Below are 26,162 nucleotides of genomic sequence, written 5' to 3'. Positions count from 1 at the left end.
CGAGCCACCACCGTTTGCCGCCAACAGCCTATGTCTTGACGGAAACAGGCAACCGGCAGCACAATCTCCAGGCAGGCGAAGGGAGGCCAGTCGTCTGCGGGAGGATATACCCATGACGGAAGCGATCAGGCTCTACTGGGGCCGGTTCGGACATGTTTCTGTCCTGAATGTCGCAAGCGACTTCGTCACCCATGCCCATGTCGAGGCGCATCTCATCATCTGGCTCGAAGGCACCGCCGGCGAGATGACCATCGGTCGCGAGACGGTAAGGCTCGGTTCCTGCACCGCCGCCGGCATCAATTCCTTCCAGCCGCACAGCCACGTCCTGTCGCAAAACGGGACGCCCGGTCTGTTCCTTGCCTTCTACATCGATCCCGATTGGGCGCGCCGTCGACGCGACCTGCCCTCCTCCGCGCCGCTGTTTGCCCAGGCGGCGATCACGCTGGAGCCCTGGCTGCACCAGGCCGCCGCCAGCCTGCTCGACCATCTGACCGACAATGAAAGCGTCGACGATGTTGCCAATTACGAGATCGAGCGCTTCATTGATTCGGTGCTCGATGCCGCCGATGCGTCGGCGCCGCAGGAGGCGCGCACCCGCATCAACACCCTGCAGGATTTCCGCGTCCGCAAGGCCATCCAGCTGATGAAGGCCAATGTCTGCGAACGCATCTCCTTCGACGATGTGGCGCGCAGCGTCGGCCTGTCGCGGCCGCATTTCTTCGCCCTGTTCAAGGAACAGACCAATCTGACGCCCAACGTCTACTGGAACACGCTGCGCATGGAGGAAGCCGTGCGGCAGCTGCATTGGTCGCAGGAGCCGCTGATCTCGGTCGCCTGCAATCTCGGCTTCACCACGCAGGGCAATTTCTCGCGCTTCTTCCGCGACCATGTCGGCGTGCCGCCGACGCTTTATCGCGAGGCCGCGCGGGCAACCGCCTGAGCCTGCTTTTTCAGACTCCTTGATACGCGCACAAGACGCATTGATAAGCGTCAGCCAGGCCACCGCCCTACCCTTGCCCGACTATCGCATTCGCAAGGGAACGTCCTATGGCAAAAGTCACCATCTCCAGCGTCATCGACGCGCCGGTCGAAAAGGTCTGGTCGCGCATACGCGACTTCAACGGCCTGCCGGGCTGGCATCCGCGCATGGTCGAGAGCCATATCGAGGATGGCAAGGACGCCTCGACGATCGGCTGCGTGCGCAATTTCGAGCTGATCACCGGCGCGCGGCTGCGCGAAAAACTGCTCGACCTTTCCGATGAGAACTTCCTCGTCAGCTATTCCATCCTGGAAACGCCGCAGCCGCTGACCAACCACAAGGCGACGCTGCAGCTCAGGCGTGTCACCGATGGCGACCGCACCTATGCCGAATGGACCGCCAGCTTCGATGCAGCCCCCGAAGAAGCCGACAAGATCGCCGCCGGCATGGGGACCAACGTCTTCCAGGGCGGTTTCAACGCACTGAAGAGCCATTTTGCCGGCCAGAGCTGAACTGGGCTTCAGAACAGGAGCGTTCCATGGCGCTTGCCCTCCAGACTTTCCCGACCGTGAAGGACGCCAATGCGGCGCTGAAGGCGCCCGGCACCCGCTATCTCGGCGGCGGCACACTCGTGGTCCGCGCGGCCAATGAAGGCGATGTTTTGGTCTTCGGCCTTGTCAGATCGACCGACCCGGCGCTCACGGCCATCACGGTCGCCGACCGCAAGGTCCGTGTCGGCGCATCGGTGACCATGGCGGCGATCGCCCGTCATCCCGAGCTCGCCATCCTTGCCAAGGCCGCGCGCGCCGTCGGCGGTCCGGCGATCCGCAACATGGCGACCGTCGGCGGCAATCTGTTCGCGCCGGCACCCTATGGCGATTTCGCCGTGGCCTTGCTGGCGCTCGACGCCATGGTCGGCACCGAGGATGGCGAATTGCCGATCGAGACTTTTCTCGCCAAGCGGGACGGCAGCCGCTCCATCGTCACGTCAGTCGGTTTCACACTGCCAAAGGCCGACGGCTTCCGCTTCCTGAAAGTGTCGCGGGTCAAGCCCAAAGGCGTTTCGGTGCTCAGCATCGCGGCCGTCCTGGAACAGGCCGCCGACGGCACCGTGTCCTCGGCGCGGATCGCGCTTGGCTGCATGGCGGACCGGCCAATGCGGGCCAAGGCGACGGAAAAGGCGCTCGAGGGAAAGAAACTCGACCAGAACGGCATCGCGGCAGCATTGGCCGCCGCCACCGAGGGCATTGCGCCGGTCACCGATCCGATCGCCAGCGCATGGTACCGCGCTGAAGTCCTGCCGGTCCATCTCGGCCGGCTGCTGCTGGCCTGAAATCACCGTTGGGGGGCGCGCGTCTGTCCGATCCGTCGGGCAGGCGCGCAAGGAGGAAACATGGCGAAGATCCCGGTTCAATTCACGCTCAACGGCTCCGAGAAAGCCGAATTCATCGACAGCGGCACGACGCTGCTCAACGCTCTGCGCGACAAGATCGGCGACACCTCGCCGAAGGGCGGCTGCCACCAAGGCACATGCGGCGCCTGCTCGGTCATCATCGACGGCGAACTCAGGCTGTCCTGCCTGACCTTGGCCGAAACCTGCAATGGCGCTGCCATCACCACGACATCGGGCCTCGCCGAAGGCGGCGTGCTGCATCCGCTGCAGCGTGCCTTCCTCGACACCTTCGCCACGCAATGCGGCTTCTGCACGCCGGGCATGATCATGGCCGCCAAGGTGCTGCTCGAGCACACGCCAAACCCCAGCCGCGACGAGGTGGTGGAGGCGCTGTCCGGCAATATCTGCCGCTGCACCGGCTACGAGCCGATCATCCAGGCGGTGCTCGCGGCGGCCCGTGCCAATTCGCAGAACGCGGCCTGAGGGACCAACGATGGAACTGCGCAAGAACTACTTCGCCGATGTCCGCAAAGACGATCTGCACGAGATCGGCCAGCCCCGGCCCCGTTCGGATTCGCCCGGCCATGTCACCGGCAAGACCGCCTTTTTCGCCGACCGCAGCTTTCCCGGCATGCTGCACCTGAAGATGGTGCGCAGCCCGCACCACCATGCCCGCATCCGCTCGATCGACACATCCGAGGCGGAGAAACATCCGGGGGTCGTCAAGGTACTGACCGCCAAGGACGTGCCGCACAATGTCTACACCATCCTGATCCTCATCCAGATCGGCCCTGAGGACGAGACGGTGCTGGCCGACGGCAAGGTGCGCTGGAAGGGCGAGGCCGTGGTGGCGGTGCTTGCCGAGACCGAGCGCGCCGCGCAGGAGGCCGCAGCCAAGATCAAGATCGACTACGAAGTGCTGCCGGCCGTCTTCGACATGGAGGAAGCGCTGAAGCCCGGCGCGCCGCTGGTCAACGAATATCACGGCCAGAACTATTACCTCTATGACAGCGGCGAGTGCCGCAAGGTGCGTTTCGGCGATGTCGAGGCGGGCTTTGCCGGCGCCGACCATATCCTGGAGCAGAGCTACCAATCCTCGCCGATCGAGCATGCGCCGACCGAGACCACCGGCTGCGTGGTGGCGCCCGAAGGCAATGACCGCTTCACCTGCTACACCAACACGCAGGCGATGTTCTTCACCCTCGACAACACCTCGATCATCCTGCAGATGCCGGGCAGCAAGCTGCATTTCGTCGGCGGCACGGTCGGCGGCGGTTTTGGCGGCAAGGTCGACGTCATCGTCGAGCCCATCGCCATCCTCGGCGCCAAGCTCACGGGCCGGCCGGTCTCCTTTGTCTACAGCCGTGAGGAGGAAATGCAGATATCCTCGCCCCGCGCGGCCGAAAAGGTCGTCATCAAGGACGGCGTGATGAAGGACGGCCGTATCGTCGCCCGAAAGGTCACCGGCTACACCGATGCCGGCGCCTATTCACGCCACTCGCCCTATGGCGCGCAGAAGGGTGCCGGACACTATCCGGGCCCCTACACCATCCCCAATGTCTGGATCGACACCTATTGCGTCTACACCAACCGCACGCCGTCGTCGGCCATGCGCGGCTTCGGCGTCACCATCGGCGACTTCGCGCTGGAGGTGCAGATGGACAAGCTGGCGCGGCTGATCGGCATGGACCCGCTCGAATTCCGCTTCATCAACGCCTATCGCGACGGCGACATGAAGGCGCATCGCCAGCCGACGGAAGGGGCAGCGCTCATCGAGTGCATGCAGGAAGCCTCGCGCACCGCCAACTGGCCGGTGGCGGAGAAATTCATGGCGATGTCCTCCTACAGGAAGGGAGCCTGATATGGCAATCCGGCGTGGACGCGGCGTCGCCGCGATCAACTATCCCACCGGCATGAATCTCGGCGGCGACCCGACCCAGGCTCTGGTCCATTCGACGCCGACCGGCAATTTCATGGTGACGCTGTCCTCCGTCGATCTCGGCCAGGGCATGAAGCAGATCATGGCGCAGATCTGCGCCGAGACCATCGGCGTGCCGACCGACCGCGTCGTCGTCGACACCGCCGACACCGACACCGGCCCGCACTGCATGGGCACGTTCGCCTCGCGCGGCACGCACCGCGCCGGCAACGCCGTCATCCAGGCGGCCAGGGAAGCGCGCCAGGTGATGCTGGAAGTCGCTGCCGAGGAACTGGAGGTCAACGCCTCTGACCTCGAGACCGACGGCCAGGGCAACATCCTGGTCAAGGGCGCACCGCAGAAATCGATCTCGATCTTCGATGTCGCGCTGTCGGCGCATTTCAAGCGCGGCCGGTCCATATCGGGCCGGGGCATGTTCCTGATCCCGCGCTCCTACCCGGACAAGGAGACCGGCGCGATGAAGCCGTCGACCTGCTATGCCCACGCCTGCACCGTGGCCGAAGTCGAGGTCGATGACGAGACCGGCGAAGTCACGGTTTTAACGGTCAAGAACGTGTTCGAGATCGGCCGCGCGCTGAACCCGAAAATGGTCGAGCAGCAGCTGGTCGGCGGTTCCTGGATGGGCATCAGCCACGCGCTCTATGAGACCACCGAGCCCTATTATCCCAACCGCGACCATGGCGGAACCGATTTCAACCAATACCTGATGCCGGGTCCCGGCGACCTCGCGCAGACCGAGATCATTGTGCTGGAGCGGCCGTCGGCGGACGGGCCTTACGGCGCCAAGGGTCCGGGGGAAATGTGCGCCAACCCGCAGATACCGGCGGTCGCCAATGCCGTCTTCGACGCGGTCGGCGTGCGCATCGACACGCTGCCGATCACGCCGGAACGCATCCTGCGCGCGCTCAAGGCGCAAGCGGCAAACTGACATGCCCGAGCTCACCGCCGAGACTGTCGCGACCTCGCCGGAGGCGGTAGCGCAGCACCTTGCCGCCTCGTGCTACCTGGCCGACGACAGCCTTTCCACGGCCATCTTCCTGGCGATCCGGCTGGGCAAGCCCCTGCTGCTCGAAGGCGCGCCCGGCGTCGGCAAGACCGAAGCGGCCAAGGCGATCGCCGAGCTGCTCGGCCGCGATTTGGTGCGGCTGCAATGCTATGAGGGCATCGACGCCGCTCACGCGCTCTACGAATGGAACTACCAGCGCCAGCTGCTCGCCATCCGCCATGCCGGCGAGCATGAGATCGACATCTATGACGACCGTTTCCTGATCGCCCGCCCGCTCCTGCAGGTCTTGCGGGCACCGGAGCAGCGCGTGCTGCTGGTCGATGAGATCGACCGTTCCGACCATGAATTCGAGGCGCTGCTGCTGGAATTCCTCTCCGACTTCCAAATCAGCATTCCCGAGCGCGGCACCATCCGCGCCGCCGCCCAGCCGATCGTCATCCTGACCTCGAACCGCACCCGCGAACTCGCCGAAGCGCTGCGCCGCCGTTGCGTCTACCACTGGATCGGCTATCCCGAGGCCGAGCGTGAGGCCGCCATCATCATGCTGCGCGCCGGCGATGTCGCCGAGGCCACCGCGCGCGCCGTGGCGGCAGCCGTGCAGACCATCCGTGCCCGGCCGCTGGCCAAGCCGCCCGGTATCGCCGAAGCGGTCGAATGGGCCAACGCCGCCACCATTCTGGAAAAGGGCGGCAGCCCATGGCCCGAGGCCTTCCGCCGCGCCATCGGTGTGCTGATCAAGGACGAGGAAGATCTCTCCTACATCGCGCCCGAGCTTGGCCGCATCGTCGAGGAGGCGCTGGGATGAGGGCGCTGCCTCGGCCGGCCGCGCCCTTCCTCGGCTTCGGCCGGCTGCTACGCCGCTACGGTTTCGCCGTCGCACCCGAACAAATCTCCGGCTTCATGCAAGCCGTGACATTACTTGGCCCACGCTCAATGTCTGACATCCACGAAGCCGCCCTTGCCACGCTGGCGCCGCCACCCGATCGCCGCGACGAATTCGAGGTCCACTTCCAGAGCCATTTCTACGGCAACACGTCAGCCGTGGTCGAAGGCGAAGCAGACGAGGAAACCCGCATCAAGGATGATGGCGGCGCCGACGATGAGCGGACCGAGGCCGAGCGTAGCCGGGAAGGCGGCGAGCTATCCTCGGCCCTGGAACAGTTGAGCACGCGCGACTTCCAGCGCGACGACGACAGGCTGACCGCCTTTCGCCGAAAACTGTCCTCCGCTTTGCCCGCCCGCCGCTCCTTCCGCACCGTGCGCACCCCTTCGCGTGGCAAGCTCGATCTGCGCCGCTCGCTCAGGGAAATCGTCAGCGCCGATGGCGACGTGCCCTCGCCGCTGCTGCGCCGCCGCCAGACCGTGCCGCGCAAGCTGCTGCTCTTGATCGACGTCTCCGGCTCGATGAAACTGCACACGGCGGACTATCTCAAGCTGGCGCATGCCGCCGTGCAAGGCGCCGGCCGCGCCGAGATATTCACCTTCGGCACGCGGCTCACCCGCATCACCTCGGCCCTGCGCATCCGTGACCGCGATCAGGCGCTGGCCCGCGCGGCAGCCCAGGTCGACGACTGGGACGGCGGCACCCGCATGGGGCCGACGTTGCTCGCCTTTCTCTCCGTGCCGCGCTTCTCGTCCTTCGCGCGTGGAGCAGCAGTCATCATCCTGTCCGACGCTCTGGAGCGCGGCGACCATGCCGAACTGGAGACCGCGATGCGCCGGCTGAGCGCCCGCGCCTTCCGGCTGTCGCTGGCCACGCCTTTGGCCGGCGACCCGCGCTTCCGGCCGGCAACGGCAGCGCTGCGCGCCATCCTGCCTGATCTCGACGATCTCATCGACGGCTCGTCGCTGACCAGCCTCACCGATTTCATCCTGTCGCTCGCCCGCCCTGCCCCCACGGCATCGACAATCTGGAAAAAGGTATCGTGATGCAGAAAGCCATCGACGCGCATTTCCACATCTGGCGCCAGAAGGATCAGCCCTGGCTGGTCGGGCCGATGGTGCCGCGCATCTTCGGCCCCTACGAGCCAATCCGTCGCGACTATCCGATCGGCGAATTCCTCGAGGACCAGAAGAGGTCAGGCGTCGAGAAAGCCGTCTATGTCCAGACCAACTGGGCCAAGGAGGATTTCGAGAAGGAAGTCGCCTTCCTGCAGACGACCGCTGACGAGACCGGCTGGCCGCATGCCATCGTCGGCTATGCCGACATGACGGTCGACGATGTCAGGCCTCAGATCGACCGGCTGATGCAATACAGGCTGCTGCGCGGCGTGCGCATGCAATTGCACTGGCACGGGACGCCGGCTTTCCGCTTTGCCGCCTCGGCGGATCAGGTCATCGACCCCAAGGTGCGGGCCAATGTCGCGAGGCTGAAGGATTACGGCCTGTCCTTCGACCTGCAGCTCTTCCCCGCCCAGATGAAGGACGGGCTGACGCTGGTCGGCGAGAACCCCGAGACCAACTTCATCCTCACCCATGCCGGCATGCTGACCGGCCCGGAGCCGGTAACCACCGAGGCCTGGAAGGCCGGACTTCGCACGCTTTCGGCCGCACCAAACCTCTATGCCAAGCTGTCCGGTCTCGGCACCTTCGTCCACCGCAACGACCCAGCGCTGATTGCCTATATCGTCGACAACGCCATCGATATTCTGGGTGCGGATCATCTGATGTTCGGCTCGAATTTCCCGATCGAGAAGCTCTGGACCAGCCATGCCGAGTTGATCAAGGCGCACCGCGATGCGGTGGCGAAACATGGTGCAGAAACCGAGGCCGGCATTTTCTGGAACACGGCCGAAAAGGTTTATCGGCCAGTGTAGCGCTCTCTTCCTTCTCCCCTTTGTTTGGATCGGGAAAATCGCACACCTGTTCGCGATGTCCCCGGTCCAAACACCCTTGCGGGAGAAAGGTGGCCTCGCGAAGCGAGATCGGATGAGGGGTGCTCCAGGGAACACCACGCCTCACTCCGCTGGAATACCCCTCATCCGTCTCGGCGCTGCGCGCCGATCCACCTTCCCCCACAAGGGGGAAGGAAGAAGCCGCCACACAACCCTTACTGCGTCGGCAACATGCCTTCGACGTCGCTTGCCGCGTCATAGAGCGCTTCCTTGGGTGAGGCCGACTGGTCGACGATGCGCGACAGATTGTCGACGATCGTCTGCGTGACCTTGACCCCATTGTGGCCCGGGAAGGCATACCATGGAACCATCAGCGGCATCTGGCTGAGCCCGGCCTGGAACAGCGGGTTCTTCTTGTAGAAATCGCCGAGATACTCGGGAGACTTCGCCGCCAGTTCGTTGTTGGGGACATAGCCGGTACCCGGCACCACGACGGAGGCGCCATAGGGGCCGGCGGCGAATTTCGCGAACTTCCAGGCGGCCTCCTGCTTGGCCGCGTCCTTGGTCAGGATGACCACGGCATTGCCGCCGGTCGGCAGATGGCCGTTGATCGGATCGATCAGCGGGATCTTGGCCGTGCGCAGGGTGAACTTGTCGCCGACATTCTTGATCGTGTTGACCAGCGCACCGGTGGTCTGGAATTCGAAGCCGACCTTGCCGGCCGCGAACGCCTGTTCGCCCGCCGGCTTGGTGAAGACCGGCATGCCGCCTTCCTTCACCATGCGCTCGAGGGTCGCCACCGCCTTCTCGCCTTCCGGCCCGTTGAAGGCGACCTTGCTTTCGTCCTCGTTCAGCATCTTGCCGCCGGCGCCGAACAGCAGCGCCGAGAACATCCAGTCATCGCCCTGCCAGCGGAAGTCGATCCCGTCGATGCCATTGCCGAGCGCCTTGATTTTGCCGCCGAGCGCGATGACCTCGTCCCAGGTCTTGGGCGGATTGTCCGGATCGCCGCCGGCCGCCTTCACCAGGTCGGCGTTGTAATACATGATCGGATTGGAGGTGGCGAAGGCGAGGCCAACCTGCTTGCCATTGACCTGCGCCAGCTTCAGAATCGTGTCGGAGAAGCCGAGCTCCGCCATATTGCCTTCCTTCTTGACCAGCGGGCCGAGATCGACCGCAACGTCGCGCTCATTGAGCATGCGCAGGCGGTTGAGGCCGATGAAGGTGATGTCGGGCATCTCGTCGGTGCCGGCCTGGCGAAGGATGGTCTGGATGCCCTCTTCATAGGTTGCCGACGGGCTGGCGAACTGGATCCTGATGTCGGGATTTTCCTCCATGAACTTCTTCGAGATCGTGTCCATCACGTTCTTGAAGAAGCCGGGCATCGGGTAGTGAACCGTCAGCGTCGTCTCGGCATAGGCGGGAAGGGCCGCCGCCAGTAACACCGCTGCTGCGGCAAAAATCCTAGAAATATGCTTCATCGTTCGTGCTCCTTGTTGGTCCGATCAGCCTTTGAGACCGGTCATGGTGATGCCCTCGACGAAGCGTTTCTGCGCGAGCAGGAAGGCGGCGACGAGAGGAAGGGTGATGATCAGCGCGGCGGCCATCAGCGCGCCGTAGTCGTCGCCGGCCTCGGCGGCGCGGAAATACATCAGGCCGAGCGGCGGCGTGGCGTAGGCCTGCTTGCTGACGACGATCAGCGGCCAATAGAGATCATTCCAGTGCGCAACGACGGAAAAAATCGCGAAGGCGGTGACCGCCGGCCAGGCATTGGGCACGATGACGCGCGCGACGATGCCGAGTTCGGACATGCCGTCGAGCCGCGCCGCGTGCAGCAGGTCGTCGGGCATGGCGCGGAAGAACTGCAGGAACATGAAGATCGCGAACACCGAAATGGTGAAGGGCGCGACCAGCGAGGTGTAGCTGTTCAAGAGCGACATCCTGTCGAAGGCGAAATAGAGCGGCAGCGCCGTCGCATGGATCGGCACCAGCAGGCCGAGCATGACCAGCACCATCATCAGCCGCGCGGCGCGGAACTTCAGCTTGGCCATCGCATAGGCGCAAGGGATCGCCACCACGACCTGGAAGAAGAAGATCAGGCCGCACACGATGACACCGTTCCACAGCAGCGTCGCCATCGGCACCTTGGCAAACGCCTTGGCGAAATTCTCGGCGAAGTAGAAATGCTGCGGGATGAGCGCCAGCGACGAGGTGAAGATGTCGCTCTGCGTTTTGCCCGCGGTCGAGATCATGAAGATATAGGGCGCAAGGATCATCAGCGCGCCGAGCGAAAGCAGCGCGAAGCGGATGATGCGGCCGGCCGGGATGCTGTTCATGTGTAATGCACCCGCCGGTCGAGCACGCGATATTGCACAAGCATCAGCACGACCAGGATCGCCAGGAAGACGACCGTCATCGCCGAGGCGTAGCCGACGCGCAGATAGACGAAGCCCTCCTGGTAAATGGTGAAAAGCAGCACTTCGGAGGCCTTATTAGGCCCGCCGTCGGTCAGCATCTTCACCGTTTCGAAGACCTTCACCGCATTGGTGATGCTAATGGTGACGACGAACAGCGTCGTTGGCCCGAGCATCGGCCAGGTGACCAGGAAAAACCGGTCGAGCGCCGATTTCGCGCCGTCGACATGGGCTGCGGCATAGAGCTCGCGCGGGATCGCCGTCAGGCCTGCCAGGAACAGCACCATGTTGAAGCCGACCGACTGCCAGATGCCGATGATCGACAGGCTGTATAGCACGGTGTTCGACGCGCCGAGCCAGTTCGGGCCGGGAATGCCGGCAAGCGAAAGCAGCGCGTTGAGCGGCCCGATCGTCGGATGGAAGATGTATTGCCAGACGGTCGCCATGGCGACAATCAGCGAGGCGACCGGCAGGAAATAGACGGTGCGGAAGAAACCGCGCGCCCGCCCCTCGCCTTCGATCAGCAGGGCAACCCCCAGGCCAAGCACGATCGACACGGGCGCGACGATGGCCGTATAGACCGAGGTGTTCCACAGCGACCGGCGGAAGGTGCGGTCGTTCAGGAGATGCGCGTAGTTCTCGAAGCCGACGAAGCGAAACTTGCCGTAGCCAAGCTCGAAATCGGTGAAGCCGAGGAAGATGACGGCGGCCACCGGCAACAGCACGAACAGCAGCAACAGCACGATGGCCGGCGCCGCCAGCAGCCAGGCGGTCCGGTCTTCGCTGCGCGCACGCAGCGCCGCGGCGCTCGCGACATTGCCCGCCAGCGCGACGCTAGACATAGGCCGGCTCCTGCCGCGCACCCGCCGCGACGCGCAGCCGCTTTCCTTCCGGCCCGAAGACCAACGCCTGCTCAGGGGCCAGGACGAGACCCACCTTCATTCCTCCGATCAGGTCCTTCGCCTCATGCGGTGCCAGCTTGGCGACGACGGCGTCGCCGGAGGTCTCGAGCCGGCAATGGGCAATGACTTCCGAGCCGAGGAACTCGAGCCGTTCGATCATCCCGGCAAGGCCGCTCCGGCCGCTGGGAGACAGTTTGACGAATTCCGGCCGGATGCCGAGGCTGACCGGGCCGTTCGCCACCTTCTCCAGCAAAGCCAGCCGGATGCCTTCGAAACCGACACGGCCGTTTTCGGCGAACGCCGGGATGATGTTGATCCGCGGCTGGCCGACGAAACGCGCGACCTCGATATGGGCGGGATCGTTGTAGATCATTTCCGGCGCGGCGAGCTGCAGCAGATTGCCGCCGATCATCACCGCCACCCGGTCGGCCATCGAAAGCGCCTCGGCCTGGTCGTGCGTCACATAGAGCGTCGGCACGCCGGCGCGGCGGTGCAGTTCGACGATCTCGCCGCGGGCATGGACGCGCAGATTGGCATCGAGGTTGGAGAGCGGCTCGTCCATCAGGAAGATGCTGGGATGGCGCACCATGGCACGCGCCAGCGCCACGCGCTGGCGCTGGCCGCCCGACATCTGCCCCGGCTTGCGGTCGAGCAGATGGTCGATCTTGAGCAAACCCGCCATCTCACGGACATCGCGCGCGATGCCGGTGCGAATATCCTTTTGGCCGGGCAGCAGGGGGCCGACCAACGGCAGGCGCTGCGACCGGCTCAGCCGCTTCATGGCGAGCGGCACGGCGATGTTCTGCCCAGCCGTCAGATGCGGGTAGAGCGCGTAGGACTGGAACACCATGGCGATGTTGCGGTCGGCCGCGGCGACCGGCGACATGTCCTTGCCGCCGACGAAGATTTCGCCGCTGTCGGCATGGTCGAGCCCCGCCAGAATGCGCAGCAAGGTGCTCTTGCCGCATCCGGAAGGGCCGACGAGCGCGATGAATTCGCCGGCTTCGACATCGAGGCTAACGCCATTCAGAATGGCGTTGCCACCAAAGGATTTTTTCAGCCCGCGAAGCGACAGCGCGCTCATGACGCCACCCGCTTTCGAACCTTGTGCGCCTCGTGCGGATAGACCTCGGCCACCACGTCATCGAGGACGTAAGCCGTCATGCCGGGTATGGCGACAATCTCGCTGGCGACGGTGTCGCCGAATTGATGCCCGAGTTGATGGATGACGGCGCCAAGCAGCCGTTCGCCCGGCATGTCGCGCTCCATGTCACCGACCACGAAGGCGGCCGACGGCCCCCATACAAGCGACGTGCTTTCGTAGTGGCCTTGCCATGCCCGGTGCAGGTGGCCGCTTGCGAACAGCGCGACATCGTGCGCGGCGATCAGATCGTAGAGGCGCTGGCGCTGCGCCGGCCTGACGCTCCAGTAGCCGGTATCGCCCTCGCCGGGCGCATCGACGAACAGCGGCTTGTGGGCGAACAGCGCGACGCGCCGGCCGCCGCGGCTTTCCAGCGCGCTGCGCAGCCAGTCGAACTGCGCCTCCTCCTCCGCATCGTCGAAGCCCATCAGCAGGCTGTCGAGGCCGATGAGGCGCCATCTCCCTGCATCCCCCATCCAGTAGTCGTGCCCAACCAGCCGGCGCCAGCGCTCAAGGCGCCCGGCATTGACCGGCTGCAACGAACCCGGCAGGTGGCCGACATCGTGATTGCCGGGCACCAGCAGCATCGGGGTGGAGATTTCCCGCATCAGATCCATGCAGAAGGCGATATCGTCATCCTTGTCGGCACCGTCGACACTGAGGTCGCCGGTGTGGATGACAAGGTCGGCGCCGCTCTGCTCGATCCAGGCGGCGAGCGGTGCCCAATTGCCGTTGAAATGCGGCTTGGTCGGACTGAAATGGGTGTCTGTAATCTGAACGATTTTCATGCCGGCTCCACCATACGAGCCGCGCCCCAGGCAAGCGGCATCGCATGGGGCTTCCTTAGTGCCGTTCCATGTCACTTCCTTAACAGCGGCCGGGATAAACCGCGCAATTGCAGGCAACGGTCGTCGAAGAGCGCTGGAGGCACGCGCCGCAACGCGGAAACCGAAAAGATTTCAGCCACTTACCGCCGGTGCGCGACACATTGGCCGCGCTCACAATCTTGTGACGGCGCGCGAAAAGCTCACTTCACCTCGAATTGCGGATCGACCGGGATCTGCATCGCCGTCACCAGATGGTTGGTTTGGCCGGCGAGCCCGATGATCGAGATAAGTTCGCCATGCTGCGCGTCGGTCATGCCCTTGGCCCGGGCCGCCGCCGTATGCGAGTGGACGCAGTAGGAGCAACCATTGGCGGTCGACACCGCGATGTAGATCATTTCCTTGGTCAGCGGATCGATGGCGCTGTCCGCCACCATCACCGCCTTCAGCTGTTCCCACACCCGCTTCAGCGACGCCGGATCATTGGCCAGCCCGCGCCAGAAATTGTTGACGAAATCCGACTTGCGCGTCGCCCTGATATCGTCGAACACGGCCTTCACCGCCGGGATTTTTTCGACCTCGGCATCGCTGAGCAGTCTTGTGGTGGCCATGGCGTTTTTCCTTCGTTGAACCGATGGATCAGGTCGTCGAATCAGGTCTCGAGCAAAGGTGGCTAATCGGCTCTTCTGATTCAGTTTTCGACGTACGCACCAGCCAGCATCCTAATGCACCGCCGCGTACATGATCTTCTCCTCCGTCGCCTCCGCCGGCGAAAACTCTTCGACGATGCGACCCTGTCGGCACACCAGAATCCGGTCCGACAGGTTCATGATCTCCGGCAGGTAGGACGAGATGACGACGACGGCCAATCCCTCATCGGCCAGCCGATTGATGATCTGATGGATCTCGGCGATGGCGCCGACATCGACGCCACGCGTCGGCTCGTCGAAGATGACGATGCGCGGCTGCTGCACCAGCCCCTTGCCTATCACCACCTTCTGCTGGTTGCCGCCGGACAGTTCGACCACCCTGGCATTGTCGTTGATCGCCTTGATGTTGAGCGTCTTCGTCCATTGTGCCGACAGCTGCCGCATCTCCTGCTGGTTGATCACCCAGGCCTTTTCGCGGCCCGCGGCGAGCAGCCCCCCGAACAGGTTCTCGGCAATGCCCATCGTCTCGAAGATGCCTTCGCTCTTGCGGTCCTCGGTGACGTAGACGATGCCGTCGGCCACCGCCTCGCTCGGCACGAGATAGCGCACAGGCCGATCGTCGAGCTCGATCGCGCCGCCGCGCAGAAAATCGCGCTTGTAGATGCCCGACACGATCTTGAAGGTCTCGGTGCGGCCGGAACCGATCAGCCCGAACACGCCGGTGATCTGGCCTTCGAAGATCGAGAAGGAATTGTTGCGCACGACATTGCTCATCGAAATGTCCTGCACCGACAGCACCTTCTTGCCGGCCTTGCGCAGTCTGGCCTCGTCGCGCTGACGGTAGATCTGCCCCGACAATGTGCGCCCGACCATGGCCGCGACGATCTTGTCGCGGTCGAAGGCCGACGTGTCGTCGGTGATGACCAGTTCGCCGTCGCGCAAAACGGTGATGCGATCGGCAATGGCAAGCGCCTCTTCCAGCGCGTGGCTGATGAAGACGATGGAGACGCCGCTCGCCTTGAGCCGACGGATCAGCGCGAAGAAGTGGCGTTTTTCCTCCGGCGTCAGTGTCGCCGTCGGCTCGTCGAAAATGATGATCTCGGCATTGTGGTGGACCGCGCGCGCGATCTCGACCATCTGCCGCTTGGCCGCGCCCAGCGTCGCCACCATGGCGTTGGGATCGACGGGGAAATTCAGGGACTGCAGGAACTGCTGTGCTGAAATATACGTTCCGCGCAGCCGGTTGAGGAATTTCTCAGTGCCGAGATAGAGGTTTTGCGCCACCGTCATCGACGGCACCAGGCTGGTTTCCTGGAACACCATGGCGATGCCGGCTTCGAGAGCCGCGTGCGGCGACGCATAGGCGATCTCGCTGCCCTTGTGGAACATCTTGCCGGAGGTGGCGTCGACCACCCCTGCGATGATCTTGGTCAGCGTCGATTTGCCGGCGCCGTTCTCGCCGAGCAGCGCGTGGATCTCGCCCTTGCGCAGGTCGAAGCTGACATTCTTGACCGCGGGCACGCCGCGATAGTTCTTGGTGACGTTCTCCAGACGGACGATCGGTTCCATCAAAAACCTCCCGAAGCGAGGTCGACAGCCAGAACGCAGTCGCCGCCCTTGGAGGCGATGAACAGCCGGCCGGCCTTTTCCGTCACGCTGCAGATGCCGTGGCGTGTGCCGTTGGCGCGGCTGTGCAGGCTGAATTGCGGCTGCATCTCTGCGTCGAGCCTGACCACCAGACCGTAGGAGCGGCTCGGCGACCACGGCTTGTGGATGCCCATGGTGCGGATGCCACCGCATTGCAGCGGCTCGAGGAAGCTGCGGTTGGAAGCCAGCGCCGGCGCGATCCAGTAGGCCGGCGGCACCTGGTCGATCATATCCTGCCGGTAGTGCGTTTCCTGCAGAACGAATTCGATCAGCCGGTTGCGCGGCGCAAACAGCGCCAGCCAGGCGCCGCCATCGCCGGCCGGAGAAAGCCGCGCGGGATAGCCGGGCAGATGCGTGAGCACGGTTGAACGGCTGCCCGCAGCGCCGTCGAAGCGGATGAGCTGATGGCGCCAGCTTTCGCTGACCAGCACGTCACTGCCGATTAGGTGGAGCCCATGGGGAAAGGCGAGATCGCCGGCCACCTTGCGGAATTCGCGGCCCGTCGCGTCGCGTTTCCAAAGCGAACCGGACGCACCCTTCTTCATCAGATCGGCCGCCCATTGCGAGGGCGCATGTTCGGCCGAACCATTGGCCAGCCACAGCGTGCCGTCTTCGGCATAGGCAAGTGCTGTGATGCAGCTGAGATCACCCGGCAGCGAAAGCTCCTTGCCTGATACCAGCAGCTTGCCGCTTTCCAGTGCCACCGTGAGTTCGCCCGATGGCGACCCGGCCAGCGCCGTGATGGGCGACGGAAAGGTCTCGATCACCTTGGGCTCGGCTCCGGCGGCAAGCGAATAGACTGCGTTGCCGCTGGAGGCGAGCAGCCGATCACCGCAGGCCAGTAGATTGTCAGGCTCGCTCAGCTCGGCAAACGACGATGCATCGTCCAGCCGCGTGTTGGGCCGGAAAGCGCCATCCAGCGGTGGGATGGTGACCGCCTTGCCGCGAAACATGTCCAGGATCGGATCGAGGATCATGGCTTTGCTCCCCAATAGGAAGCCGGGCTGGTCCAGTTCGGATCGGCGCCTGAAATCCTGTAGCGGCCGACGCGGTTGTTGAGGATGCCGCCGACGAAGAGGTAGCCCTTGTGTTCGCGCATCGAGGTAACCATCGGATGCGCGGCGCCGGAAAGGTCGCCCAGCGCCTCGACGATGCCGCCCTTCTGGTTGAATTTCACCACGCCGCCGGTGTTGATGTTGGGAAACAGCCACTCGTCCTGCGGCAGCCGGCGCGTCATGCGCTTGCGCATGTCGGGATGGCGCAGCGACAGGTCGAAGCTCGGCGTGCGCATGCCGAGCCACGCCATCCAGTAATTGCCGTCGGAAGCGCGGTTGATGTTGTCGGGATAGCCCGGCATGTCGCGGATGACGCATTCGGCGGTGCCGGCCTTCGGCCCTTCCAGCCAGTAGCGATGCACGCGGCAGGCCCAGCTTTCGGCGAAGAACAGCGATTTGCCGTCATGCGCCATGCACACGCCGTTGGTGTAGCGGTAGCCGTCGAGCAGGGTCTTCGTCAACCCGTCCCTGGGGTCGTAGACCAGCAGCCGCCCGGTGGCGCGGTTCTCGATCGAGTCCAGCGCCCAATCATGGGCGTCGTAGCGCTTGGTCGAGTCGGTGAAATAAATGCGCCCGTCGGGAGCGATGTCGCAATCGTTGGGATCGCGCAGCCGCGCATCGTCGACGATCGAGGTCCAGGAGCGCGCGGTCTCGGCCGACAGGCGTTTTACTTCCCGCTGCGGCGAGACGGAATAGAGCCCCATGGCGCCAACGCAGCTGATCAGATTGCCTGACTTGTCGAAGGCCAGGCCCAGCGGGAAGCCGCCAATATGGGCGAACACTTCCGACCTGACATAGTCCGGCGCGAAGAAGCGGACGATCTCGCCATGGCGGGTGCCGCAATAGAGATGGTCGTCGCGGTCGAGGATGACATCCTCCGGCCCCTCCAGTTCGCCAAGCCCGATATGGTCGGCCGCCGACAGCCGGTTGTCGAGTTCGTAAGGCGTGCCGGAGTCCGGTACCGCCGACTGTGTCTCGCCCATCTTGAGGTAGACCGGCGCGACATAGACCTCGTTCAGCACCTTATGGCGGTTCTTCAGCCAGCGGATGTCGATGGTCACCGCCACCGCCAGCATGATGCCGAGCACCATCTGGTTGGTGCCGGTGCCGTAGCCCAGCCGGATCAGCCCGTTGGTCATGGTCAAGACGATGATGGCGCCCATCAACCCCTTGATCACCGAGCCGCGCCCGCCGCCCAGGCTGACGCCGCCGACCACCGCCGCCGTCAGCGCCATGATCTCGAGGTTGAGGCCGGTGCCCGGCCCTGCCCCGCTCAAACGGCAGGCGATGAGAAAACCGCCGATCGAAGCGCAGAAACCGGAGAAGACATAGGTCATGAACACGGTGCGGCGCACGCGGATGCCGGCATTGTGCGCCGAGCGCCGGGAGCCGCCGACCGCCAGCACATGCCAGCCCGGCCGCGAGCGCGTCAGCGCGATATGGGTGACGATGGCAAGGATGATGGCGAGCCACACCGAGACCGACAGGCCCCAGAAAGTGCTGTCGCCGATGAAGTCGAGCACGTCCGAGGTGGCGGTCGAGAGCTGCACGTCGGCGGCATAGGTGGTGACCAGGATGTCGAACAGCGCCCGGCCGAAGATGAAGGTGACCAGCGTGGTGAGAAAGGCGCGCAGCCTGAGGTAGCCGACGAGGTAGCCGTTGATGGCGCCGAAAATCAGGCCGGTGGCGAGCGAGGCGGCCATCGCCAGCCAGATCGACTGTTCGAGGATGAAGAAGACATAGACGGCGGAGAAGCAGGACAGCGCGAAGATCGAGCCGACCGACAGGTCGATGCCGCCGCCCAGCATCACCACCGTCATGCCGGTGACGACCATGGAGAACTCGCCGAGCTGGCGGGTCGATTCCTGCAGCGCGTTCAGCTTGAAGAAGCCGGGAATGATCGAGCCGAAACTCGCCAATGTCACCACCAGCGCCAGGAACGGAATGGCGTTGTCGGTCCAGCGTTTGGTCAGGATCTCGCCGACCAGATGGTCGGGCACGAGATTGTAGCGCCAGGACTGCAGGCGTTCGCGAAAGGACATTGGCAGCCGTTGATCAAGAGAAAGAGGTGGCCGAACTGATCCGGCCACCTCATGGAGTCTATTCGACCGCGTGGCTTACTTCGCCGCCGCTTCGGCCTGCAGCGCCTTCAAATCCCAGCAGCTGTCGGGCTTCAGGTCAGCCTTGGTCGTCGCCTTCTCCAGCGTGTAGATGTAGGTGTGCGAGGTGCCGGCCGGCTGGCCGCTCTGCAGCAGGAACTTGATGATGGCGTTCATGTCGCCCGACTGGCGGGCAAGCTCGGTCATCACCACGGCGCCATAGGTGCCGTCGGCGAGCTTGTCGCAATCCGCGGCTTTTTCGCCACCGCCGGTGGTGACCAGGAACACCTTGCCGTCGAGCTTGGCGTCGCGGATCGCGGCGGATGCGCCGGTGGCGTCACCGTCCCAGAAATCGATGATCGAGCAGATGTCCGGGTTCTGCTGCAGCATCGTCGTCGTCACGTTGCGCGAGGTCGTCGCGTCCCAGTTGGAGTCGGGCTTGGCCACCACCTTGAAGTCGGGATGCTTGTCCAGCACCTTCATGATGCCGGCATACTGGTAGAGGCTGGAAGAGTTCGCCTGGTCGCCCTGCACCAGGCCGATCTTCTTGGAAGAATTCTCGCCGCAGCCCTTGATCGCCGCTTCGGCCTCGAGCTGGCCCAGCCGGTCCCAGTCGCTGCCGACAAAGGCATCGGCCGGGAAATTGGCGGGATTGTCGACCAGAAGCACATAGGTGCCGGCGGCCTGCGCCTTCTTCATCAGCTTGGAATAGGAGTTGAGGTCCGGGGCGTGGATGATCAACACGTCGGGCCTGGTGTCCGACGAGATGGCGTCGGTGATCGCCTGCGCGCCGGCATCGACCACCCAGTTTGGATCGCGCGTCTCGAACGTGCCGCCCCAGGCCTCGACCTCCTTCTTCAGATAGTGCGCCCAGCCTTGTGCCAGATCGAAGCCCATCGCCAGCGGCACCAGCATGACGCGCTTGCCCTTGAGCGCCTGTGCGTAGGCCGCCGGACCCGGATCGTCGGCGGCGAAGGTCGGCGCCACGAAGGCGGTAACGGCGAGCGCCGTTGCGGCGACCATAAGTGTCTTGATCAGTCTCATGTCACGTCCTCTGGTTCGGTTTTCATTGCCGGCCGATCGTCGCGATCGCGCCGGGTACCCCGAGCAAGATGGGCTAACCCATCTGCTCTAAATGTCGCCCTGTTGTGCGGTCTGTTCGTCGCGCGGATTGATGATGCCGTCGACGATGATGGCCCCAAGCAGGATCGCCGCCTTGATGAGGTTCTGGTAGAGCAGCGGAATGTCGATGATGGTCATGGCGTTGAGCAGGATGCCGATCAGCGCCGCCCCCACCAGCACATTGCGCACCCCGCCCCTGCCGCCCGACAGGCCGATGCCGCCGATCACCGCCACCAGCACGATGTCGTAGAGCAGCGTCGAATTGACGATGCGGGTGTTGATCGAATGCAGGCTGGCCGCGGTCAGCAGGCCGGCGATCAGCGCGACGAAAGCGGAGAGCACGTAGCGCAGCACCAGCATCGGCCGCACCGGAACGCCGATGTTGCGCGCGGCGACCGGATTGTCGCCGGCGAAATAGATGTAGCGGCCCCATTTGGTGTAGCGCAGGAACAGGAAGAGCAGGAAAGCCAGCCCGGCGAAGACGAACACCTCGATCGGGATGTCGAGGAAGCGCAGGCCGCCAAGCAGCTCGACCCAATGGCCCTGCGGCACCGGCACGGCGTCCTGCGTGATCAGTTGCGAGCGCACATAGCCGAAGACGAAGGAGCCGGTCGCCAGCGTCACGAAGATCGCCGGCACGTCGGCATAGGCGACGAGAAAGCCGTTGAGCAGGCCGATGGCGAGCACGCCGGCCAGCACATAGGCGAAGGCCAGCCCGTCCGAGGTTCCGGTGTTGAGCAGTTGCAGATACCAGGCAACCGACATCGCCATGATCGCCACGGCCGACAGGTCGATGCCGCGGCCGATGATGACGACCGCCATGCCTAGCGCCAATATGCCCAGCACCGACACCGACCTGACGATGGCGACGAGGTTGTTGGCGTCGATGAAGCCCGGCAGGCCGATGGCAGCTGCAACAAACAGCACCACTGCGATGGCAAAGACAATGCCTTCCTGATTCAGGCTCCTGAGATTTAGCCAGCCGATCGCATTCATGTCTGCATTCGCCCCGATGGCAGCGCTGCCATCCCGAAAGCAAAAGCTAATCGGCTCTGAGCTAGTTCGTCAAACGAATCCGCGTTCAGAACGCGGCCTTATGCCGAAATTCGCCGAGTGGACGCATCGATTGCCAAAACTGGCGCAATGCCCGGAAACTCCTGCATTTTTGGCAATCGATTTCGCCATCGCAGCCATTCGCGAAAGTGCCGCATCAAGGCGAAAGGATGAGGCGGAATTTATCTCCGCATCAGGCGAGAAAATCCGATTTTCAATTCCCCGGCGCGTGGCCGGAAACCTCGGCGCCCGCAGCTGGCGGCAGCACCAGAAAACGCAGCGCCGCCACCAGCCCGATGGTGCCGATCACGAAAAAGGCGATTCGAAAATCGACGAGGTCGAGCGACGGTTGCGCCCTGGCGATCTGCGACAGGTTGAGGATCGCCGCCGCCACGGCGACGCCGAACAGCATCGCCACCTGCTGCAGCATCGAGGACAACGTCGCCGCGGAGCTTCGCTGCGCGGCGTCGATATCGGCGAAGGCCAGCGTGTTGAGCGCGGTGAACTGCATCGAGCGCGACAGGCCGGCGATCAGCATCAGCGCCACCACCAGTGCCTGCGGCGTCTGCGGCGAGATCACCCCGCAAGCCATGATCGAGGCCGAGGCGATGATGCCGTTGACCACCATCACCGGGCGGAAACCGAAACGCCGCAGCGTCGGCGTCGTCACCGTCTTCATGCCGAGATTGCCGAGGAAATAGGCCAGGATCATCAGGCCGGCATCGACAGGCGAGAGGCCGAAGCCGAGCTGGAACAATAGCGGCAGCAGGAACGGCGTGGCGTTGATCGCCACCCGGAAGATGGTGCCAGCGGCAAGCGTCGAGATGGCGAAGGTCAACACCTTGAACGAGGAGAGGTCGAGCAGCGGATGCGGAGCGCGCCGCAGATGCCGCACCGCCAGCCAGCCGATGACGCCACCCGCCGTGATCAGCGCCGTGGTCGGCAGCACGCCATCCTCGGGATGCGCGATGCGCTCGAGACCGTAGAGCAGGCAGGCGAGCCCGAGCGACGTCAGGAAAAATCCCGGCCAGTCGAGCGGCTTCGGGTCCGCCTCGCGATCGCCCGGGATGAAGCGGGCGACCAGCGCCAACCCGATCAGCCCAAGCGGGATGTTGATGAAGAAATTCCAGTGCCAGGATAGATAGGTGGTGATGAAGCCGCCAAGCACCGGACCGACCACCGGCGCGAACAGCGCCGGCCAGGTGATCAGCGCGGTGGCGTTGAGCAGCTCGGATTTCGACGCATTGCGCAGGACGAGAATGCGGCCCACCGGCGTCATCAGCGCGCTACCCAGCCCCTGCACGGCACGTGCGGCAACGAATTCGGTCAGATTTTGCGAGAAACCGCAGGCGAGCGAGGCCAGCGTGAACAGCGCGATGGCCAAGAGGAAAATGTTGCGCGCGCCGAAACGGTCGGCGAGCCAGCCCGACAGCGGCACGAACACCGCCATGGTCAGCATGTAGACGGTGATGCCGATGCTCATCGCCACCGCCGGCACGTCGAAAGACTGGCCCATCTGCGGCAGCGAGGTCGAGATGATCGTCGAATCCAGCAGTTGCATGAAGAAGGCGATGGCAACGATTAGCGCCACGCGCCGTGCATTGGTGGCCGTTTCCGGCAAGGTCTCGGTCTCGGGAATGGCAGTCATTTCGGTCCGGTTTGAACAGCATTTAGCCGGCGGCGTCCAGACACGGCGCAACAAACTTTCGTGTCGCGTCGCGGCCTGCTATGGGATGCGCGGGTGATCGAGGAAAGTGCGTGCGCAAAATGAAGCCCATCTATATCGACTATCTCAATGCCCTCGACATTGAAGCGCTTGCCATGACCGATGGCGAAGTCATCGCGGCGGTCGAGGCTGGCCTTGTCGCCCAGGGCAAGGGCCAGACGGTGATCGAGCCGCGCGTTCATCTCGAACCGGACCCATCCTTCCATGGCCATTTCAATGTCTTGCGCGGCTATGTGGCGCCGCTCGACACGGCGGGCGTGAAAATCGTCGGCGACTATGTCGACAACTATCTGCACGGCCTGCCCTCCGAATTCGGCATCCTCAATCTGTTCGATCCACGCACCGGCACGCCGCGCGCCATTCTCGACGCCACCGTCATTACCGACATGCGCACCGGTGCGGTCACCGCGATCGGCGCCAAGCATCTGGCGCGCAAGAATTCGAGGGTGCTGGCCCATGTCGGCGCGCGCGGCACCGCCTACTGGAACGTGCGGCTGCTCGACCATCTGTTCGACTTCGATGAAATCCGCGTCCATTCGCGCCGCCCGGAAAGCCGTGACGGCTTTGCCGCCAAGCTCTCCGCCGATCTCGGCAAGGCGGTCACGGCCGTAGCCGACTGGAAAAGCTGCGTCGAGGGCGCCGACATCGTCGTCGAGGCCTCACGGCTGCCGGAGCCACAACCGCTGCTCAAGACCGAATGGATCAAGCCCGGTGCGCTGGTCGTGCCCTATGGCACGATGAGCGCGGTGGAGCTGTCGCTGACCGACATCATGGAGAAGATGGTCGTCGACGATTGGGGCCAGTGCAAGGGCGGCAAGTTCGGCTCGCTACGCGCTCATGTCGAGACCGGGCGGCTCAGCGAGAAAACGCTGCATGCCGAGCTCGGCCAGATCGCCGCCGGCCTCAAGCCGGGCAGGCAGAGCGACGACGAGACCATCCTGTTCTGGCATCGCGGCCTGTCGCTCTCCGACATTGCGCTGGGCAAGGCGATGCTCGCCAAGGCAGGAGAAAGAGGCATCGGCCAGAGGCTGCGCTTCGCATGAGCGCGCTGGTCCTCACCGGAGCCGGCGTCAGCGTCGGTGATGTCGCCACCGTCGCCCGCCAGGCGCGCAAGGTAGAGATCGGAGCCGACATCATCGGCCGGCTGGACAAGGCGCGAAAAGTGCTCGACCAGGCCGCCGCCTCAGGCCAGCAGATCTACGGCCTGAACACCGGGCTTGGCGCCAATCTTGGCACCTCCGTCGAAGGCGACGCCAGCGCCTTCCAGCGCCAGCTGCTGCACGGCCGCAGCGGCGCGGTCGGTGAAACTCTGCCGGTAGAGGCCGTGCGGGCCACCATGGTCGCCCGCGCCTCGATGCTGTCGGCCGGCGGCTCCGGCCTGTCGCCCATGGTCTTCGTTGCTCTGGTCGACGCGCTCAATGCCGGCGTCCATCCGGTGATGCCGTCGCTCGGCTCGATCGGCGCCGGCGACCTCGTGCCGATGACCGCGCTTGCCCGCCTGCTGATCGGCGAAGGCGAAGCCGACTATCAGGGCCGGCGCATGCCGGCGGCCAAGGCGCTGATAATGGCCCGCCTCGCCCCGATCAGCCTGGCTCCCAAGGACGGACTGTCGCTAATCAACGCCTCGGCCGTCTCCGCCGGCAGCGGCGCCCTCGCGATCACGGATGCGCTGTCGGCGCTCGCCCAGCAGCAGCAGGCCGGCGCGCTGACCATGGAAGGTTTTGGCGCCAACCGCACCATCCTCGATCCGCGCCTGCAGATGGCGCGGCCGGCGGCCGGACAGCAGGAGGCGGCGAAGGCCTTGCACGACCTTCTCGCCCGCGACGAGATGCCGGCGCCCACGACCATTCAGGACCCGTTGTCGATCCGCTGCATGCCGTCGATCCACGGCGCGCTGATCGAGGCAATCGGCCAGGCAAAGAGTGCTGTCGAGATCGAACTCAACGCCGCTGCCGACAACCCGCTGGTGATCGGCGACGATGAACTGGTGATGTCGACCGGCAATTTCCACACGGCCTCACTCTCGCTTGCCTTCGAGACGCTCGGCCTGGCCATCGCGCAATGCGCCGCCGCCAGCGTTGCCCGCTTCATCCAGCTCACCGGTTCGGGCCGCAACGGTCTGACCAAATATCTGTCGCCCATCGGCGGCGCCTCGGCCGGTTTCGTGCCGCTGCAGAAGACGGCGACATCGATCCTGGCTGCCATCCGCCACAAGGCCAATCCGGTGATGCTCGACTTCCTGCCCGTTTCGGAAGGCGTCGAGGACCATGCGACCCAGTCGCCCCTCGCCGTTTCGAAATGCGCCGGAATGATCGCGCTGTGGCGGCGGCTGATCGCCTTCGAATTGATGGCCGCCGCCCAGGCCGTCGACCTGCGTGAAGGGTTGACGCTGGCGCCGCGCACTGGCGCGATCTATGCGGCGGTGCGCGCGCATGTATCGATGCTGAAGGACGACCGGCCGCTGGGGATCGACGCCGAGGTGCTCCACGCCATGCTCACCGACGGAGCATGGCAAGGCGCTGCGGCGGTCAGCAAAGAAATCGAATAATCAGCTCTTTGCGTCTACCCTTTTCATGAACAGGCTGAGCTCGGCCGGGTCCATGCGCACGACGTGCCTGTCCTCGGGATAGGCGCCGCTGTTGACGTCGGCGACATATTCGGAGAACGCCGCCACCCGCTCCGCCTGCAGCCGGTCATACTCGGCGGCGAAATTGCGATAGACCTTGGAGTGACGCGGCATGTGGCCCCGGTTCTGGCCGAGAATGTCGTCGGCGAACAGATATTGCGCGTCGCAGCCGGTCCCCGCCCCCATCGACAGCATGATCAGCGAGGTGCGCTCGGAAATCGCCTTGGCCACCTCGACCGGCACCACTTCGATCTCGGCGCCGACAGCACCGGCGGCCTCCAGCTGTTTCACCGCCTCGAAAACCTGGATGGCTGTGTCGGCGGTCTTGCCGACCGCCTTGAAGCCGCCGGTCCAGGTGGCGCGCGACGGAATGAGGCCGACATGGCCGATGACGGGGATGGCATCGTCCGCCATGCGCTTGATGGTGGCGTAGCCGGCGCTGCAATAGACCGCGTCGGCGCTTGCCTTGTAGAGCCGGAAGGCCCAGCGCACGAAATCATCCGCCGTGCCGATCTCGAAGAAATTCTCGCCCGGCATGGTGAACAGGCTGGGCGCGGCATCGCGATATTGCGGGTTGAGCACCAATTCGGGTGGCACCGAGACGATATCGACCCCTGCCCGCTCGGCGGCCTCCGCCTCATCCAGGTTGAGCACGCGCAGCATGGTCAGCTGACGCTTGCCCTTCATCGCCCGCAGATCGGCGACGGTCGGTCTCTTTCGGCTCATTAAAGCGTCCCCTTTGTGATGCTGGA

24 protein-coding genes are annotated in these 26,162 nt (G+C 64.5%); 11 read left to right on the top strand and 13 right to left on the bottom strand.

Features of this window, described 5'->3' with window-relative positions; genetic code table 11:
- Nucleotides 1-112 precede the first annotated feature (112 nt).
- The 9 genes from CK226_RS00760 to CK226_RS00720 all read left to right on the top strand — a co-directional run bounded on the left by CK226_RS00760 (nucleotide 113) and on the right by CK226_RS00720 (nucleotide 8,133).
- Entirely contained in the window at nucleotides 113-940 is an 828-nt protein-coding gene (locus CK226_RS00760; RefSeq protein WP_095773851.1) for an AraC family transcriptional regulator, read from the top strand.
- A 107-nt stretch (nucleotides 941-1,047) separates the two neighbouring features.
- Entirely contained in the window at nucleotides 1,048-1,491 is a 444-nt protein-coding gene (locus tag CK226_RS00755; RefSeq protein WP_095773850.1) for an SRPBCC family protein, read from the top strand.
- 26 nt (nucleotides 1,492-1,517) lie between these two features.
- Entirely contained in the window at nucleotides 1,518-2,312 is a 795-nt protein-coding gene (locus tag CK226_RS00750) for an FAD binding domain-containing protein (RefSeq protein WP_095790756.1), read from the top strand.
- A 60-nt stretch (nucleotides 2,313-2,372) separates the two neighbouring features.
- Nucleotides 2,373-2,855: a (2Fe-2S)-binding protein gene (locus CK226_RS00745; RefSeq protein WP_095790755.1), complete on the top strand. Its 483-nt coding sequence runs from the start codon at nucleotides 2,373-2,375 to the stop codon at nucleotides 2,853-2,855.
- A 10-nt stretch (nucleotides 2,856-2,865) separates the two neighbouring features.
- Nucleotides 2,866-4,233: a xanthine dehydrogenase family protein molybdopterin-binding subunit gene (locus CK226_RS35970; RefSeq protein ID WP_095790754.1), complete on the top strand. Its 1,368-nt coding sequence runs from the start codon at nucleotides 2,866-2,868 to the stop codon at nucleotides 4,231-4,233.
- A 1-nt stretch (nucleotide 4,234) separates the two neighbouring features.
- Entirely contained in the window at nucleotides 4,235-5,239 is a 1,005-nt protein-coding gene (locus CK226_RS35965; protein WP_095773846.1) for a molybdopterin cofactor-binding domain-containing protein, read from the top strand.
- Nucleotide 5,240: 1 nt separating this feature from the next.
- On the top strand, nucleotides 5,241-6,122 hold the full coding sequence (locus CK226_RS00730) for a MoxR family ATPase (protein ID WP_095790753.1): 882 nt from the start codon (nucleotides 5,241-5,243) through the stop codon (nucleotides 6,120-6,122).
- Nucleotides 6,119-7,246, top strand: coding sequence for a VWA domain-containing protein (locus CK226_RS00725; RefSeq protein WP_095790752.1), 1,128 nt, complete (start codon nucleotides 6,119-6,121; stop codon nucleotides 7,244-7,246). The genes CK226_RS00730 and CK226_RS00725 overlap by 4 nt, the downstream gene beginning before the upstream one ends.
- Nucleotides 7,246-8,133: an amidohydrolase gene (locus tag CK226_RS00720; RefSeq protein ID WP_179300958.1), complete on the top strand. Its 888-nt coding sequence runs from the start codon at nucleotides 7,246-7,248 to the stop codon at nucleotides 8,131-8,133. Before CK226_RS00725 ends, CK226_RS00720 begins: the two co-directional genes overlap by 1 nt.
- 233 nt (nucleotides 8,134-8,366) lie before the next feature.
- On the opposite strand, the gene CK226_RS00715 is transcribed toward CK226_RS00720, so the two are convergent.
- The 12 genes from CK226_RS00715 to CK226_RS00660 form a co-directional block, all read right to left on the bottom strand.
- Entirely contained in the window at nucleotides 8,367-9,632 is a 1,266-nt protein-coding gene (locus tag CK226_RS00715) for an ABC transporter substrate-binding protein (RefSeq protein ID WP_095790750.1), read from the bottom strand.
- A 24-nt stretch (nucleotides 9,633-9,656) separates the two neighbouring features.
- Entirely contained in the window at nucleotides 9,657-10,487 is an 831-nt protein-coding gene (locus tag CK226_RS00710) for a carbohydrate ABC transporter permease (RefSeq protein WP_095790749.1), read from the bottom strand.
- Nucleotides 10,484-11,407, bottom strand: coding sequence for a sugar ABC transporter permease (locus CK226_RS00705; protein ID WP_095773840.1), 924 nt, complete (start codon nucleotides 11,405-11,407; stop codon nucleotides 10,484-10,486). Before CK226_RS00705 ends, CK226_RS00710 begins: the two co-directional genes overlap by 4 nt.
- Entirely contained in the window at nucleotides 11,400-12,551 is a 1,152-nt protein-coding gene (locus CK226_RS00700; protein WP_095790748.1) for an ABC transporter ATP-binding protein, read from the bottom strand. Before CK226_RS00700 ends, CK226_RS00705 begins: the two co-directional genes overlap by 8 nt.
- Nucleotides 12,548-13,396 (bottom strand): metallophosphoesterase, encoded by an 849-nt coding sequence (locus CK226_RS00695; RefSeq protein WP_095790747.1) that lies wholly within the window; start codon nucleotides 13,394-13,396, stop codon nucleotides 12,548-12,550. Before CK226_RS00695 ends, CK226_RS00700 begins: the two co-directional genes overlap by 4 nt.
- A gap of 239 nt (nucleotides 13,397-13,635) precedes the next feature.
- Nucleotides 13,636-14,043, bottom strand: a complete 408-nt coding sequence (locus CK226_RS00690) for a carboxymuconolactone decarboxylase family protein (RefSeq protein WP_095773837.1) — start codon at nucleotides 14,041-14,043, stop codon at nucleotides 13,636-13,638.
- A gap of 111 nt (nucleotides 14,044-14,154) precedes the next feature.
- Nucleotides 14,155-15,651 (bottom strand): sugar ABC transporter ATP-binding protein, encoded by a 1,497-nt coding sequence (locus tag CK226_RS00685; RefSeq protein WP_095787666.1) that lies wholly within the window; start codon nucleotides 15,649-15,651, stop codon nucleotides 14,155-14,157.
- Nucleotides 15,651-16,706: a hypothetical protein gene (locus tag CK226_RS00680; protein WP_095790746.1), complete on the bottom strand. Its 1,056-nt coding sequence runs from the start codon at nucleotides 16,704-16,706 to the stop codon at nucleotides 15,651-15,653. The genes CK226_RS00685 and CK226_RS00680 overlap by 1 nt, the downstream gene beginning before the upstream one ends.
- Nucleotides 16,703-18,826: an SMP-30/gluconolactonase/LRE family protein gene (locus CK226_RS00675; RefSeq protein WP_095790745.1), complete on the bottom strand. Its 2,124-nt coding sequence runs from the start codon at nucleotides 18,824-18,826 to the stop codon at nucleotides 16,703-16,705. Before CK226_RS00675 ends, CK226_RS00680 begins: the two co-directional genes overlap by 4 nt.
- A 75-nt stretch (nucleotides 18,827-18,901) precedes the next feature.
- On the bottom strand, nucleotides 18,902-19,927 hold the full coding sequence (locus CK226_RS00670; protein WP_095790744.1) for a sugar ABC transporter substrate-binding protein: 1,026 nt from the start codon (nucleotides 19,925-19,927) through the stop codon (nucleotides 18,902-18,904).
- An 87-nt stretch (nucleotides 19,928-20,014) separates the two neighbouring features.
- Nucleotides 20,015-21,001: an ABC transporter permease gene (locus tag CK226_RS00665; RefSeq protein WP_095790743.1), complete on the bottom strand. Its 987-nt coding sequence runs from the start codon at nucleotides 20,999-21,001 to the stop codon at nucleotides 20,015-20,017.
- Between the two features lie 271 nt (nucleotides 21,002-21,272).
- Nucleotides 21,273-22,706, bottom strand: a complete 1,434-nt coding sequence (locus CK226_RS00660; protein ID WP_095790742.1) for a DHA2 family efflux MFS transporter permease subunit — start codon at nucleotides 22,704-22,706, stop codon at nucleotides 21,273-21,275.
- Between the two features lie 119 nt (nucleotides 22,707-22,825).
- Between CK226_RS00660 and CK226_RS00655 the strand changes: the two genes are divergently transcribed.
- Together CK226_RS00655 and hutH are read left to right on the top strand one after the other, a co-directional pair.
- Nucleotides 22,826-23,827: an ornithine cyclodeaminase family protein gene (locus CK226_RS00655; protein ID WP_095790741.1), complete on the top strand. Its 1,002-nt coding sequence runs from the start codon at nucleotides 22,826-22,828 to the stop codon at nucleotides 23,825-23,827.
- The gene (gene hutH / locus CK226_RS00650; RefSeq protein ID WP_095790740.1) at nucleotides 23,824-25,332 is read left to right on the top strand and encodes a histidine ammonia-lyase; all 1,509 of its coding nucleotides are present in this window, start codon (nucleotides 23,824-23,826) and stop codon (nucleotides 25,330-25,332) included. The genes CK226_RS00655 and hutH overlap by 4 nt, the downstream gene beginning before the upstream one ends.
- Here hutH and CK226_RS00645 read toward each other — a convergent pair whose 3' ends face one another.
- The gene (locus CK226_RS00645; RefSeq protein WP_095773828.1) at nucleotides 25,333-26,136 is read right to left on the bottom strand and encodes a 3-methyl-2-oxobutanoate hydroxymethyltransferase; all 804 of its coding nucleotides are present in this window, start codon (nucleotides 26,134-26,136) and stop codon (nucleotides 25,333-25,335) included. It lies immediately after the preceding gene.
- Nucleotides 26,137-26,162 lie beyond the last annotated feature (26 nt).

The organism is Mesorhizobium sp. WSM4311 (assembly GCF_002295115.1).
In the GTDB taxonomy this organism is placed as follows: Bacteria; Pseudomonadota; Alphaproteobacteria; order Rhizobiales; family Rhizobiaceae; genus Mesorhizobium.
The sequence above is the reverse complement of the archived record's forward strand: the minus strand, read 5'-3'. Positions and strand labels throughout refer to the sequence as shown.